The organism is Alteromonas sp. W364 (genome assembly GCF_031846205.1).
Classification (GTDB): domain Bacteria; phylum Pseudomonadota; class Gammaproteobacteria; order Enterobacterales; family Alteromonadaceae; genus Glaciecola; species Glaciecola blandensis.
Map to the genome: position 1 here is coordinate 51,773 of NZ_JAVRID010000002.1, position 14,507 is coordinate 66,279.

General features: G+C 43.0%; 12 protein-coding genes. 9 read left to right on the forward strand and 3 right to left on the reverse strand.

The window, feature by feature from the left end:
- The first annotated feature begins 285 nt into the window (after positions 1-285).
- Positions 286-495: a cold-shock protein gene (locus tag RM556_RS03125; protein ID WP_006009840.1), complete on the forward strand. Its 210-nt coding sequence runs from the start codon at positions 286-288 to the stop codon at positions 493-495.
- Between the two features lie 104 nt (positions 496-599).
- Here the strand turns inward: RM556_RS03125 and RM556_RS03130 are convergent, their stop codons facing one another.
- The 3 genes from RM556_RS03130 to RM556_RS03140 all read right to left on the reverse strand — a co-directional run bounded on the left by RM556_RS03130 (position 600) and on the right by RM556_RS03140 (position 3,471).
- A complete protein-coding gene (locus tag RM556_RS03130) occupies positions 600-1,757 on the reverse strand; it encodes a serine hydrolase domain-containing protein (RefSeq protein ID WP_311373820.1) in 1,158 nt (385 codons plus the stop codon).
- 89 nt (positions 1,758-1,846) lie between these two features.
- Positions 1,847-2,809 carry a fatty acid desaturase family protein gene (locus tag RM556_RS03135; protein ID WP_311373821.1) on the reverse strand — a complete coding sequence of 321 codons (963 nt, stop codon included), beginning with the start codon at positions 2,807-2,809 and terminating at the stop codon, positions 1,847-1,849.
- Between the two features lie 47 nt (positions 2,810-2,856).
- Positions 2,857-3,471, reverse strand: a complete 615-nt coding sequence (locus RM556_RS03140; protein ID WP_311373822.1) for a paraquat-inducible protein A — start codon at positions 3,469-3,471, stop codon at positions 2,857-2,859.
- A 290-nt stretch (positions 3,472-3,761) separates the two neighbouring features.
- On the opposite strand from RM556_RS03140, the gene RM556_RS03145 reads away from it, so the two are divergent.
- The 8 genes from RM556_RS03145 (at position 3,762) to RM556_RS03180 (ending at position 14,499) form a co-directional block, all read left to right on the forward strand.
- Positions 3,762-4,685 (forward strand): TraB/GumN family protein, encoded by a 924-nt coding sequence (locus RM556_RS03145; protein WP_311361798.1) that lies wholly within the window; start codon positions 3,762-3,764, stop codon positions 4,683-4,685.
- A 144-nt stretch (positions 4,686-4,829) separates the two neighbouring features.
- Positions 4,830-6,152 carry a DEAD/DEAH box helicase gene (locus RM556_RS03150; RefSeq protein WP_311373823.1) on the forward strand — a complete coding sequence of 441 codons (1,323 nt, stop codon included), beginning with the start codon at positions 4,830-4,832 and terminating at the stop codon, positions 6,150-6,152.
- A gap of 140 nt (positions 6,153-6,292) precedes the next feature.
- Positions 6,293-7,003 carry a tellurite resistance TerB family protein gene (locus tag RM556_RS03155; protein WP_311373824.1) on the forward strand — a complete coding sequence of 237 codons (711 nt, stop codon included), beginning with the start codon at positions 6,293-6,295 and terminating at the stop codon, positions 7,001-7,003.
- A 102-nt stretch (positions 7,004-7,105) separates the two neighbouring features.
- Positions 7,106-8,236 (forward strand): hypothetical protein, encoded by a 1,131-nt coding sequence (locus RM556_RS03160; RefSeq protein ID WP_311373825.1) that lies wholly within the window; start codon positions 7,106-7,108, stop codon positions 8,234-8,236.
- Positions 8,237-8,320: 84 nt separating this feature from the next.
- A complete protein-coding gene (locus tag RM556_RS03165; RefSeq protein WP_311373826.1) occupies positions 8,321-9,364 on the forward strand; it encodes a hypothetical protein in 1,044 nt (347 codons plus the stop codon).
- Between the two features lie 227 nt (positions 9,365-9,591).
- Positions 9,592-11,748 carry a molybdopterin oxidoreductase family protein gene (locus RM556_RS03170; protein WP_311361803.1) on the forward strand — a complete coding sequence of 719 codons (2,157 nt, stop codon included), beginning with the start codon at positions 9,592-9,594 and terminating at the stop codon, positions 11,746-11,748.
- 173 nt (positions 11,749-11,921) lie between these two features.
- Complete coding sequence (locus tag RM556_RS03175; protein WP_311373827.1) at positions 11,922-13,115, forward strand: endo-1,4-beta-xylanase; 1,194 nt, start codon at positions 11,922-11,924, stop codon at positions 13,113-13,115.
- Positions 13,116-13,185: 70 nt separating this feature from the next.
- Entirely contained in the window at positions 13,186-14,499 is a 1,314-nt protein-coding gene (locus RM556_RS03180) for a glycoside-pentoside-hexuronide (GPH):cation symporter (RefSeq protein WP_311373828.1), read from the forward strand.
- Positions 14,500-14,507: the final 8 nt, after the last annotated feature.

Sequence of the window (14,507 nt, forward strand, 5' to 3'; positions counted from 1 at the left end):
TTTAGGTATATCAACATATAACACCATTGCTCCGACGAGTTGAATTAATTACTAATATCGACGAATAAAAATTTGCAATGGTGTTTTTTGTGCTACACTAATCTTGTTTCTGAAAGAAAGTTATTTAGTTTGTTACTGTAAGTGCTATAAACCTCTCTGTTCACGCCCGTGACCGTTTGTTAGACGTTTTCCATTTGTAAGTAAAAAATCTCAGTAAGTCATCTTCCCAGAAATGCGAAATGCGCAGCGATTTGCGCAATTAATTTATATATATTTGAGGTTTACATGTCTAAAGTTACAGGCACAGTTAAGTGGTTTAACGCTGATAAAGGTTATGGTTTTCTAACACAAGATAATGGCGGAAAGGACGTATTCGTTCATTTCAGAGCTATTGTTGCTGAAGGTTATAAGACTCTTCCAGAAGGCCAAAAAGTGTCTTTCGAAGTTGAAGAAGGTCAAAAAGGTTTGCAAGCTGCAAACGTTGAAACGATCTAAGTTTCTTATGAGGTGATGCATCATGCATCGCCTCGTTATTTCTGCTTCATCCCATCCTCTATAAATACATCCGCTTCAAATCCTTATATCAAGAATCCTATTTTTTACAGGCTTTCTTTAATCAAACTAATGAATGCACCGATCTTACTTGGCTCTAGCCACCTGGTCACTACAACTAAATCGTTCTTTTGATCAACTACAATAAAGTTACCGCCGAAACCCGCAGCATAAAACAAGCTTTCGTCATCTACTTCCCATTTACGTGGGCCTTTATTCAACCACCACATATAGCCATAGCTTTCATTTGCTGAAGATGATGTTAAAGCCTCTTCTATCCATTTTTTTGAAATGACCGTTTGATCATTCCACCTGCCATTACGCTCAAATAACAAGCCAAACCGAGCCTGATCATAGGTATTGATAAATACGCCTGCACCACTATGGCCACCGCCGGTGACGGATTTCATTTGCATGCCATCTACAGTGACCCAAGCATGGTCGTAACCAAACCATCGCCAAGTAGTAGAAGCATCGATCGGGTCCATCACATGCGCTTTCAATACTTGTGGAAGTGTCTGACGCCAAACTTGTAGCAATGAATAAGCCAGTAAGTTAACTCTCACATCATTATATTCCATCACCGAACCGGGTGTGTTCAGTTTACGATTTTTCCAATCATCGATATCGCCATCTCGTGGTGGCCTATCAGCCCAGTCTTTAATGCCAAACAATTCGCCTGACCAGTCTGATGATTGATCCAATAGATCCTGCCATTTTATTTGGCTATTATGTCGGCCCGCAAACTCACCGCTCCATACATAGTCTCCAACTAAGTCACTGGTGTTTTTAATAAGGCCTTTGTCGACGGCTAATCCGGCGATAGTAGAAAGGTAACTTTTGGTGACACTAAAGGTCATGTCAACGCGCTCTGGTTGACCCCATTGAGCAATAATATATCCGTCTTTTATTATTAGGCCACTTGGACCACCGCGCTTTTTGGTTGGCCCCAAAATTTCGTGAAATGGTTCTCTCTCAAACCCTTTTAAAATAGCAATACGTAAATCACGTGAACCTGAATATTCATTATCAAGGGCAAATTGAACTGCCTTTTCGAGCTTAGTGGAAGATATGCCGAAATCACTTGCGTTTTTTTGCTCCCATTGTCCTCGTTCAGGAAAATACGCCGCTTCGTCTGAGCTTTTTGTATACAGGCTTGTTGAGGCCAGTAGAGCGCTTAGCAAAAGTGTTTTTGAAAGGTGCATATATGCTTCTCTTGGTGGTAGAAAGTTATATTCAGGAAAGTAAACATAACTCAAGGCATTCAGAAGCTCAACATTCGTGCTGTTTTATGTCATTCAGTTTTTAGTAGTAACATACGAACCACATCAGCATATCCATCAGCTATTTTCACCTCTTTATATACACCCTGTTGTTGAAGGTAAGCATGAAAAGCCGGCAACTGATAACAAGGGACGTTTGGTCTTAAGTGATGCTCTAAATGATAATTGACGTAGTTCGGTGCGACAGTTAAGCGTTCCCACCAAGCTGCTTTCGTTGTCCTAGCGTGTAGTAGTGGGTTGCGGTCTAACAAGTCTGGTACACCGGCATGCTCTGCCGCATTTCTTATTCTTAAAAACAATTGGTAGACGGTAAAGTAGGCAATAACCCATAGAAAAAAGAGGTGGGACAAGTCTAAAGCCCACAATACTGTGAACAACAGGAGGTTGCTCAGTATTGGCAATAGTAGCCCCTTAGTTAGGTTTTTTGCCATCAGTAACATGCTCACTCGCTTTGTTGCTTCTTTTTGTTTGAATACCATATCGTAGTTCAATATGCCGGCATTCATTAACACTAAAGCGTAAAGTGTCTTAATGGCTGTGATACCGCATAGATCTCGCAATACTTTTCTAACAAGACTCGTGCGAGTCACAGGGTAAGATTTATAATTGGGATAATCGGGGTCGTTTGTCGTACCGGCATCTTTATGATGTTTTAAATGATAAGTGCGATATGCATCTAAATCGGCCAAAACAGGCGCTCCACAGAAAAAACGTCCGATCCATAAATTAAGCTGCTTGTTTTCAAATAGCATGTAGTGCGCAGCATCATGCATGAGTATGGCAATACCCAGTTGACGATTCGCCAACAAAAGCACACTTATTATATAGCTAGGCCAATAGGGGAGTAATGCTGGCAGTGAAAATGCAAAAGCTATCATGAACCAATTACCAAGGACTAACAAAGCGCCTTGAATGTTTGATTTCTTAGTGAATGGCAGTACCTCTTTAGGCTTGAGCTTAAGTACTGTGTCCATATATCATTCCTCTAGTCTGCTGGGTAAACGAACCCTAAGGAGATACATTACTCCGTTTTTTCAATATCGCAAGTATTCAGCTTTTCGTTTTTTACGAACTTCGTATTTTTCAGTGAACTTAGCAACATTTGGCTACCAAGTAGTGAAACTAAGCAGTAAGCAGCAAAGAAGTAAAAACCTGTTCCTATGCTAGAGAGTGTTTGTGTGCTGATTTCTAAATCGAGGGACATGCCTAAGAAACTCAGTTCATGTCGCTCAGTGCTTTCAGCGTGATTTGTGGAAAGCACAGCCAGAAATATAGCCACTACAAAAACATCAGCCATTGACCATTTACCTATTGTTGCGACAAATGAGGCTATCTTTTTTTGTACTTGTGGCTTTTTCGAAAAATAAACAGTGCTGAGTAAGCCGGTTTTAAGCAAGGGAATGACGACGGAAAATACAAAAATAAGTATTGATACAAGATACCTATCTTCCTCAAATAATTGACTTACCGTGCCGATAATTGATAGTTCTTTGTCGACGAGTTCGGTTGCCATAGACGCGCCAGAGAGCGCACCCGCTAGTTCCATGTTAAGACTGAACATAGGGAGTAAAATACCCGGGAAGAATAGGGTAAGTGCCACTATCGTTAGTGCGAACCCAAAATGTTTCTGATACAAAACCGAACTCCTTTATGTGGTCGAATAACTCGCTATTGACAATAATGTTATGAACTTAGTTCATGAATACATGATATGAATAACTGTTGTGTTAGTTTCGCATGATAGTATCTCGCTGTAGTGAAGTGAATGAGAGATTCACTAATAGTGTGTCAAAGCGTTTCAGATTGATTGTTAGACATACTTTGTTGCAAATTGTAAATAACATCATTTAGAAGTTCACAGCAACTCTCACAGTGAGTAGTATGCTGACTGAATTGTTTAATATCATCTTTAAGGATAGAGAAAATATGAACTTGAAAGCAACGAAAAACCTGATCACTAAAGTACTTTTGACACTCGGTTCTGTCATGGTTTTGGCCTCCTGTGCCGTAGAACCTGCGCTTATGGTGAATAAGGAACCGAAACAAACGGCATCGGTTTGGAAAGTCACTAATGGTGAAAATGTGACTTACTTTGGTGGCACCGTACACATTTTAAAAGAAGAAAATTTTCCGCTGCCAGCACAATACGATAAAGCCTATGCTGCATCTGACAAACTGGTATTTGAGACGAACATTGACGGTATGGAATCCCCAGCTTTCCAACAACAAATGATGTCAAAAATCATGCTAACGGATGGCACGACATTGCAAACACGTTTGAATGAAGAGACCTATGCGCGTCTAAAAGAGTTTATGGATTCGCGTGGCATGCCTATTGCCAATTTTCACCCTTTAAAACCATCTATAGTCGGCATAACGGTGACTGTAATGGAATATCAAGCAAATGGTTTAACGCAAGAAGGGGTAGATAAGTTCTATTCTGATAAAGCAAAAGCTGACGGAAAAGAAATTGCGTGGTTCGAGTCACTTGAACAGCAACTCGATTTTATCGTTAACATGGGTGGTGATGATGAGAATGGCATTATCAATTACACCTTAGATGAGATTGCAAATTTACCCACTTTGATCGAAGACATGCTTGGCACGTGGAAAAGCGGTGATCTGGCTCAGATGGATGAAAAACTGGTGAAGCCAATGGCTGATGGATTTCCACAGGTATACGAAGATCTGATCATTGACCGCAATGATGCTTGGATGCCAAAAGTAATTGAAATGCTTAATGATAAGCCAACGGAGTTTGTTTTAGTTGGTGCAGCCCATTTAGCAGGTAAAGACAGTGTCTTTGCTAAACTGGAAGCAAAAGGCTACAAAATAGAAAAACTGAATTAGTAAAAAGCCTGTTTAATCAATGTTAGCGCCGCATTTTCATTGCGGCGCTTTTGTTTCTGCTGTACCCTCTGCGCCACATCGCTAGTGAATTCTATATTCGCGATAAATACGTTTTTTCCCATTCAGCCACACAAGAGCCAATCTATGTCATTTAACACCCTAGGTCTATCCGATCCCATTCTCAAAGCCATTGAAGAAAAAGGATATACCGAACCTTCTCCCATCCAACGCGAGGGGATACCTGCGGTACTTTCAGGCAAGGATGTAATGGCTGCTGCACAAACGGGTACTGGTAAAACAGCTGCGTTTACTTTGCCCATTTTAAGCATGTTTGAATCAAAGCAACGCGCTAAACCTAATCATATTAAAGCCTTGATACTCACACCAACCCGTGAACTGGCTGCACAGATTGATGAAAATATTGCGTTTTATGGCAAGCATTTAAATTTACGTACGCACGTGGTGTTTGGTGGAGTGAAGATTAATCCTCAGATGATGAAGCTTCGCAAAGGAATCGATATCCTGGTAGCCACCCCGGGACGTCTATTAGATTTGTTTCAACAAAATGCAGTGAAGTTTTCTCAACTAGAAATATTAGTGTTGGATGAAGCTGACCGCATGCTCGATATGGGGTTCATTCACGACATTAAAAAGATTTTGGCTTTGTTGCCAAAACAACGTCAAAACCTCCTTTTTTCGGCTACCTTTTCAGATGACATTCGCGAGCTTGCAAAAAGAATCGTCAATGACCCCGTTGAAATTTCAGTCAATCCGAAAAACAGTACCGCAAAACGAGTCGAGCAAGTACTTATCCCGGTTGATAAAACCAACAAAAATGCGCTCTTGAGTCATTTGATTGAAACCAACAATTGGCAGCAAGTCCTCGTGTTTTGTCGCACAAAACATGGTGCTGATCGTCTCGCAAAACACTTAAATAAGAAAAACATTACGGCCTCTGCGATACACGGAAATAAGAGTCAAGGTGCTCGAACTAGGGCCTTAGCTGATTTTAAAGCGGGTGAGATTCGGGTGCTGGCAGCGACTGACATCGCAGCACGCGGAATAGACATTAGCGAGCTACCGCAAATCGTGAACTTTGATTTACCCAATGTAGCTGAAGACTATGTTCATAGAATCGGGCGAACTGGTCGAGCAGGTGCTGCCGGACATGCCTACAGTTTTGCCACGGTAGAAGATAAAAAACCAATCAGTGATATTCAAAGTCTCATTTCTCAAATTATTCCGCAGGAAATAATCCCGGGGTTTGAGCCTAGTGCAAAAGTACCTGAAGTTGCATTAAAAGCGCAAAAGCCTAAACGACCTAAGAAGCCTAAAAAGCCGCAGCAAGGCGGAGCAGCTAACGACGCTCAGAAGCGTCCAAATGGTACTGGTGCAAACACTCCAAATAACGGGAATGCCAAGCGAGCAAACCAGAAGAGACGTCCTAGAAGAATCACACCTCAGTAAGACTGTATTTAGCATCGGTTTTATCGATGCTAAGCTCTCGCTTATTCGTGTTTTCTTTGCCATAGGCTAACTTATACTCATGTTATTAATTTCAAGTGATGTACATGTGTTTACACAACTTGCGACATGAGGATAGGCAAATGATCAATGTAAACAAGATGCTGGCCAGTTTAAGTCGCTCTAGCATGATGAAAGGCAGTGGAGGTAGTTTGCTCTCTGGTGGTCTTGCCGGCGGATTAGCTGGTAGTCTAATGAGCAAAGGCGGAAAAAAAAACGGGAAAAAAGCGCTCAAAGTAGGCGCGTTAGCCGCTGTCGGTGGTATCGCATGGAAAGCATACAAATCTTATTCTGAACAGCAAGCTAGAGACCGCGCATTCAACCAAGGTAAATACCAAGAATATGGCAGGGCACCAAGTCAAGGTTTTGCTTATGCGCCAGACTCTTTGCGCGAAGAACAGTTTGATGATGTGGTACGAGAGAATAATAGTGAAGGACAAATGCTCTTGTTAAGGGCGATGGTCTCAGCGGCCCATGCTGATGGACATATTGATCAGACTGAACGTATGAAGATTTTCGACCAAGTAGATGGCATGGATTTAGCCCCTGAAGACAAAGCTTCTCTATTCGATGAAATGCGTAACCCAATGAGTCTAGATGCGCTAGTTGCTTCGGTACCCTGCTCAGAGGCTGCTGCAGAAGTATATGCGATAAGTGCGCTTGCAATTGATTTAAGCGCAAGTGAGTCCCGTGTATACCTCGATAAGTTAGCTCAATTATTATGTTTACCCTCTGAGCTGCAGTTCGCATTAGAATCAAGTGCTCATGATGCAAGACTGTCAGTCACAGCATAATTAAAAGTAAATTAATTGTTAATAAAATAAATAAAAACTTAACATTTGCGGGTGCCTTCGTTATATTAATGGTCTGATGAGCGGAGCAGCAAGGTGGCGTAGGTGTCAAATTCAACTAAGTGGATCCTTTCAATCACGGTCGTGTTTGCACTAGCGAGCGTGATTGCGGTAATGCTTTTTTCTGAGGATGAAACACTGGTCGATGAACTATCTATTGTCCCAAAGGAGAATGCTTCACCTTCGACACCTCCCACCGCGATTCCATCGAATCCTAGCCTATTAAGCAAGAGCAAGGCAAGCTCGGTGACAGAAACTATGCCGCCTGAAGACGCTGCTATTTTCAAAGCACAAATCACACAAGTAGCAGATATGTATAGTGAGACAGCGCAATATCCCATTGGCTCACAACCTATTCGAAACCCTGCGGAAGCTTATCAACCCAAAGCATTTGAGGAAGCGAATTTCACCGTTCCTTATCCAATGCAGAATGGCGGTACTTTAGAAGTTAACGCGGCGCTTAATAAACACCAATATTTTGCTGGAGAAGACATTCAAATACGCTTGCAAATAAAGGGTAATGACAGTGATGCGTTTATCGAACCGAGTGCGGTTGTGGCATCTTCTGAGAAAGACTTACTAAGCGGAATAACTTTCGTTGAATCGGCAACATCGACTCGAGAATTTCTGGCGACTGTTCGCTCTGATGATATATCCGATGACCTTCCATCCCCCGAGCTATTGCTAAAAGTGACTATCGACGTCGACGGTGAAACATTTTTCATCACACAAGGCTTTACCTTATTTCAAGCGTCGGCGGCAGTCACCGGCATTGGCCGAAGCGAAGTAGATGATGCCAATCTTCTGATCCCAGTAAAAATAGACGTTGAAGAAGCTGGTTATTACTTTCTGAATGCCATTTTAGAGGATGAAGAAAGCGCAAAACCCTTGGTCGCCTTACAAACCGAAGGGCGCCTGAAAAAAGGCAATAAAGAATTGCGTCTACTTGCACACATCCAAGCGCTCAAAGTGGGAGAGTCAGAAGGGCCGTACACCTTAAGAAGTATCAAGCTCTACCGAGGCGCTAAAGAAGGTGAGCAATTTGATGTACCCGGTAAGTCTAATAAGAAAAGTTTTCCAGTACAGGGGTTTTCGTTCGAGCAGTACAGTGACGTAAAACATGTTGACCCACTGGCGAAAGAGCGAGAGGCGTTCCTGCGCAGTTTGGCCAAATAGGGCAAGCAACGAACGTGAAAGATAACGATAAATATCACACACGATAATAATAATAAGAAAAAATAATAAAACACGAGGTGAAACATGAAAACGAAAGCATTACTGCTACTCGCACTGGCGTTTATGGCGTCCAGTGTGAATGCAAGTATTAACGGAAAACCGGTCATATTAGTCCATGGTTTCCAAGTTGAAGACTTGCAGAATAACCCACCTAATGAGGGCTTTTTACAACAACGCTCAGTTGAATACTTCGGTGAGTTCTGGTCACAGCGGGCCGACCGACATCACTATTTCTCAAGTGCTGACCGAGTACGAGGTGGAATTAAAGATCAGTTTAAACGCCATTTCGAACGCTTGGAGAGTAATGGCTTGTGCGCACAGGGTTGTATATGGGTCACGCATTCTACTGGCGACCTAGTACTACGTGATGCTCTATCTCGCCTAGGTCAATGGGGTATCAATCAAAACCGAGTTAAAGTGCTGGCTGTAGTTGATCTTGCTGGTGCTGGTGGTGGCACAGAGTTGGCTGATTTGGCGGTAACGGTGTCTGAAGGCGGTGGTTTTATCCAAAACAGCATCCGTACCGTTGTTGGTTTATTCCTTGGCGTGAGTGTCGTTCCGGATAACTTAGGAGTAGTGAACGATTTGCGTCCTGCAACAGCAAGGAGTATTGCACCTCAAAACCAAGCATTTCCTAGACTACGTTTTACAGGCACCGGTTCTGCTTTTGCTGGCCTATCTAAGCCGTTTATTTTAGGTTCAGACGACAGCGTTGTGCCACTTCATAGTGCTTGTGGCTCTCGTTTTGTTGGTAATTACGAATCTTGTGATCGCAATATTAGAGTGAACGGTCAGCTGAAAAGCAGTCGTGCACCTAGTTCATTGTTACATAACCACTTTGTTGTGTTGATGGGTGAAAAAGCGGATCACTTTGAGGTGATCACGGATGAGAGAGCAGGCGGTAACTATGCAACTGTGATTAATGATCGCACCTTCAATGGTGTCAGAGTCGATTTCGACGATGTGACAGAGCGTAAATGGTGGAGCTGGTTTACTAAAGTGAGAACCTTACGCAATGGTGACCGTAAAAGTATGTCGCGTCATGTTTACGAGACTTTAGACAACTAAGCGACCACGCTACTTACTATCTATCAAAGGCCTTGAATGCATTTGAGTGTGTTCAAGGCTTTTTATTTTATTCGCCTTCATTCAATATCCAGTGGTTTTGAATAAATACCGATGATGCTTGTATATAAGCCTTTTTGCCGCTAGTTTTATACTTACATTTTATTTACATCTAAGCATATTCTCGCAAACTGCGCGCTCTTGCTTGATAGAGTATATCTAGGGCTTCTATGACAGATTCAACGCAAAAACATTATTCTACCTGTACGCTATGTGAGGCCATGTGCGGTATAGAAGTCACGACACAAGAGCGTGAGATTCTTTCCATTGCTGGCGACAAACAAAACCCATTTAGCGAGGGGCACGTTTGCCCTAAAGCGATGGCTTTGAAAGATCTTTATGAAGATCCCGACAGAGTCAAAAAGCCTCTCGAAAAAACCGCATCGGGCTGGCAAGAGCTGGAATGGGATGAGGCGCTTGATAAAGTGGCTCAAGGCTTGTTTGATGTCCAACAAAAACACGGTACTGAATCTGTCGCCACCTACTTAGGAAATCCTAACGCGCACAATATGGGCTCTATTTTGTTTGGACCCTATTTCTATCGAGCATTGCGTTCTCATAACCGCTATTCTGCGACATCAGTTGATCAACTACCTCATCACATTGTCAGTCGACAATTATTTGGTCATCAATCGCAAATACCCATCCCTGATATTGATCACACCCAGTATTTTATGATTATCGGTGGGAATCCATTGGCTTCGAATGGCAGCATCATGACAGTGCCACATATCAAGCGTCGACTAAAAGCGGTGCAATCTCGAGGAGGCAAGGTTGTCGTCGTTGACCCCAAGAAATCAGAAACTGCAGATATCAGTTGTGAGCATCATTTTATCAAACCCGGTACGGACGCTTTACTGCTCTTAGCTATGCTAAATACTCTGTTTGCTGAGGGCTTAAACAAGCCCGGAAAACTAGCAGAATTAACGCCGAAACTGTCTTTGATAGAAGCTTATGTTGCTCCTTATCCGGCTTCTCGTGTGGCTACACTAACGGGCATGGATGAACAAGAAATTAAGGATATCGTGCGTGGTTTCTGTGCTGCAGAGTCGGCTGTATGTTATGGACGTATGGGGGCTAGCGTACAAGCCTTTGGCACCTTAACGCAGTATCTGATCATGCTTTTTAATATCCTGACGGGTAACCTAGATAGGCAGGGTGGAATGATGTTTACGCAACCTGCTGCTGACCTATTGCCACATTCTGGCAGAGGCACCATTGGACAATATCATTCGCGAGTTCGAAAATTACCTGCATTCGCTGGGGAGTTTCCGGTTTCAGCCTTAGCGGAAGAAATACTGACCGAAGGTGAGGGGCAAATCAAAGGTATGGTGATTGGCGCAGGTAATCCAATTTTGACCACACCAAATGGGCAGCAATTGGACACGGCTTTTGAGTCTTTAGAATTCGTTGTCGCCGTTGATTTTTTCATTACTGAAACAAGCAGGCATGCCAACATCATCCTACCTCCAGTGACAGCGCTAGAGCGCGATCATTATGATGTGGTTTTTCATAATTTTGCGGTTCGAAATAGCACTAAGTTCTCTCCCGCTATTTTTGAACCAAGCGATGATTCGCGCACCGATTGGCAAATCTATCTTGGCTTAGCAGAGCGACTCGATGCGCTAAATGGCGCATCAACAGAAAAGTACGCCGCTTTGTGGCAGAAAGAGCCGACCGGTGTGGTCAATGATTTATTGCAGATGAGTGATTACCGTCACGAGGGTGAACGTTTGAATATCGACCTGCTGAAGCGTTTACCGCATGGTATCGATCTTGGCCCCTTACGAGAAGACTTACCTAACGCAATTTATCATAGCGACAAGCAAATTGATCTGAGCTTTGATTACTTCATGGGCGATCTTCAGCGCCTCAATGACACTTATTTTGCTGATAAGCCGGCAGAAGAAAACGGTCAATTACAGTTGATTGGACGCAGACATTTAAAAACCAACAACTCTTGGTTACATAACAGCCAACGAATGGTGAAAGGAACGAAGGGAGGATTGTCTCGTTGCACGGCGCAATTGCACCCTGATGACGCTCAACGGCTTGCCGTTACCGACAAACAAATGATCACGGTCAGTTCTCGAGTGGGCAGTATTCAGATTCCGGCTGAGATAACTGAAAAAATAATGCCCGGTGTCATCTCAATTCCACATGGATGGGGTCACAATAAAAAGGGGATGCGTTGGAAGGTAGCTCAAGAGCACGCAGGTGTGAGTGTGAACGATTTGACAGATGAAATGGTGTTGGATGAGTTATCTGGAAATGCAGTTCTTAATGGGGTGCCAGTCAGTGTCACCCCGATAGAAAGCGCAAACTAAAAGCACCATGTAGATCTTGAACATTGCGCTTGATTCATTGCTCGATGAATTGAGCGTAATCGTTCATTTATTTCATTACGTTTTTTAACAATCGGCTTACCTTCTCCTCTACTTGATTGACTTGCTTTGACTGCTTGGCATAGTCTACATGTTAATTATTTGTTGAGGCGATTATGCGTAAATTTACATTTTTATCATTGATGATGGTACTTGCTGTTGTATGTATTTTTGCTTGCACTCCTTCAACATCAAGCAGCACGGACGCTCGAGAAAATAAATCAACGAAACAAAGCAAAGAGCCTGTGACTAGAGCGCTCGCTGCTGCCTATTCTCCTTTTTTCTCTTTTGGGGTTGCAGTGAATAGAAATCATGTAACTCAAGAAGATAATCCAGGTGCCAATATAGTTCAGCAGCACTTCTCTGTATTGACGGCTGAAAACGATATGAAGTGGGAAAGTATTCAGCCCAGCGAGAAACGCTTCACGTTTAAAGGCTCAGATGCGCTTGTATCTTTTGCTGAAAAGTATGACAAAGAACTCATTGGTCATGTTTTCGTGTGGCATCAACAAACACCTGACTGGGTTTTTGAAGATGAGGAAGGTAATTTTGTTTCTCGGGAAGTGCTTCTACAAAGAATGCGGGATCATATTTTCACATTAGCTGGTCGTTATGAGAATGCTATCAAAGGCTGGGATGTGGTGAACGAAGCACTCAATGAAGATGGTAGCTTGAGGAAGTCAAAGTGGCAGCAAATTATTGGTGATGATTTCATCGAGAAAGCCTTTGAGTATGCTGCTGAGGCAGCGCCGAACGCTGCGCTCTATTACAATGATTACAATCTATTTAAAGCTGAAAAAATGGACGGCGCTATCGCCTTAGCAAAGCGCCTAAAAGGCAAGGGTATTCGAATTGATGGTATTGGTATACAAGCCCACTACAGCAACGAGCCCCCGTTAGAAGAATTAGAACAAAGTATACAGAAGGTCATCAATGCTGGTTTCAAGATCATGATTACTGAACTTGACCTGACCGTATTGAAATTTCCGGATGAAGATAAAGTGGGCGCGGATATCACCCTAGATTTTGCATTTCAAGAGGAATACGACCCCTATAAAAATGGGATTTCTGAAGCATCACATCAAAAGCTGGCGACCGCCTACATCGATTTGTTCCGCTTATTCTTGAAATATCATGAGCATATTGATCGCGTCACCTTGTGGGGAGTTTCAGATAAAGACACTTGGCGAAACTATTGGCCAATGAAAGGTAGAACAGATTACCCACTACTGTTTGATCGAAAACATCAGGCAAAGGACTTTGTAGACGATCTTATCGCGTTGGCAGAGAGTGCAAATAAAATAAATTAAACACTAGGCGGACCGCTAGAAGGTCATGACTAGTAAAGATATTAATAATAAAAAGACAAGGGAAAGCAGTATGCAAAGGCTTAGCGTTAAAGAGAAGTTTGGCTACGGCCTTGGTGACACGGCGAGCAATATCGTGTTTCAAGTTGTCATTGGTTTTCTAACCAAATATTACACTGATGTCTATGGCATTGGGGCAGCAGCAGTCGGCACCTTGTTTTTAGTGGTAAGAATCTTTGATGCGATTACTGACCCAATTATGGGAGGTATTGCTGATAGAACCGAGACGAAATGGGGTAAATACCGTCCTTATTTGGTTTGGTTTGCCTTACCCTACGGCGCGCTTGCGGTTGCGGCATTTACCACACCCGAATTAACTGAAGATGGCAAACTGATATACGCCTATCTTACCTATGCAGCCTTAATGACGGTCTACACAGCGATTAACATTCCTTATTCAGCACTGGGCGGTGTGATGACAGCGTCACCCACTGAGCGCGCATCTGTGCAGTCATGGCGCTTTGCGCTAGCGATGGTTGGCGGTGCGATAGTGACCGCGTCAGTCATGCCATTAGTAAACTATTTCGGGCAGGGGAATGAACAATTAGGCTTTCAAATGGCCATGGTGGTGCTTTCCATTTTTGCTGTTATCTGCTTCTTTCTTTGCTTTGCTTTTACCAAGGAGAGAGTACCTCCACCACCTCCATCTAATGCACCTTGGGTTGCAGGGATCTGGCGTGATTTCAAACAAATGTTACGCAATGACCAGTGGCGCATTATTGCTATTATCAGCTTGGTAATACTTATCAGCGTTGTCATGCGAGGTGGAACAACGATTTACTATGTTGAGTATTATTTGGAGCGTGAAGACCTTGTTACCTTATTTATGACAAGCGGTATGGTAGCAGGCATTTTTGGTGCGTTAGCTGCGAACGTACTCGTTGCCAAGTTTTGTAAAGTGCAACTGATGAAGGCGTGCGCCTTAGGCATCGTGATTAGTAACGGCATTTTGTTTATGGTGCCTCGAGACGGTATGGAGCTTGCCTTAGTTTTCACGATACTGGCCAACTTTGTACATATGATCTTCACTCCTCTTATGTTCTCGACGGTTCCTGATACTGTCGATTATGGCGCTAAAAAACTCGGCCAAAGTAGCATGGGGATGGCATTTTCAGGGCATTTATTAATGATAAAGATGGGTATTGCTCTAGGCGGAGCGGGTATCGGTTGGATTTTGGCATATTCAGGATATGAACCAAACGTTAGCCAAAGTGAGTCAGCATTAAATGGGATTTTATTTCTCTACACGATCGCATCTGTGATCGCCGGCATTATTATTTTTCTCCTCATGAACAACTACAAACTCACTCGTGATTTTAAAGACTAAGGAACATC

What these genes read in the sequence shown, in the direction of transcription:
- RM556_RS03125 (WP_006009840.1), top strand. Translation starts at nt 286, where the DNA reads ATGTCTAAAGTTACAGGCACAGTTAAGTGGTTTAACGCTGATAAAGGT.
- RM556_RS03130 (WP_311373820.1), bottom strand. Translation starts at nt 1,757, where the DNA reads ATGCACCTTTCAAAAACACTTTTGCTAAGCGCTCTACTGGCCTCAACA.
- RM556_RS03135 (WP_311373821.1), bottom strand. Translation starts at nt 2,809, where the DNA reads ATGGACACAGTACTTAAGCTCAAGCCTAAAGAGGTACTGCCATTCACT.
- RM556_RS03145 (WP_311361798.1), top strand. Translation starts at nt 3,762, where the DNA reads ATGAACTTGAAAGCAACGAAAAACCTGATCACTAAAGTACTTTTGACA.
- RM556_RS03150 (WP_311373823.1), top strand. Translation starts at nt 4,830, where the DNA reads ATGTCATTTAACACCCTAGGTCTATCCGATCCCATTCTCAAAGCCATT.
- RM556_RS03155 (WP_311373824.1), top strand. Translation starts at nt 6,293, where the DNA reads ATGATCAATGTAAACAAGATGCTGGCCAGTTTAAGTCGCTCTAGCATG.
- RM556_RS03165 (WP_311373826.1), top strand. Translation starts at nt 8,321, where the DNA reads ATGAAAACGAAAGCATTACTGCTACTCGCACTGGCGTTTATGGCGTCC.
- RM556_RS03170 (WP_311361803.1), top strand. Translation starts at nt 9,592, where the DNA reads ATGACAGATTCAACGCAAAAACATTATTCTACCTGTACGCTATGTGAG.
- RM556_RS03175 (WP_311373827.1), top strand. Translation starts at nt 11,922, where the DNA reads ATGCGTAAATTTACATTTTTATCATTGATGATGGTACTTGCTGTTGTA.
- RM556_RS03180 (WP_311373828.1), top strand. Translation starts at nt 13,186, where the DNA reads ATGCAAAGGCTTAGCGTTAAAGAGAAGTTTGGCTACGGCCTTGGTGAC.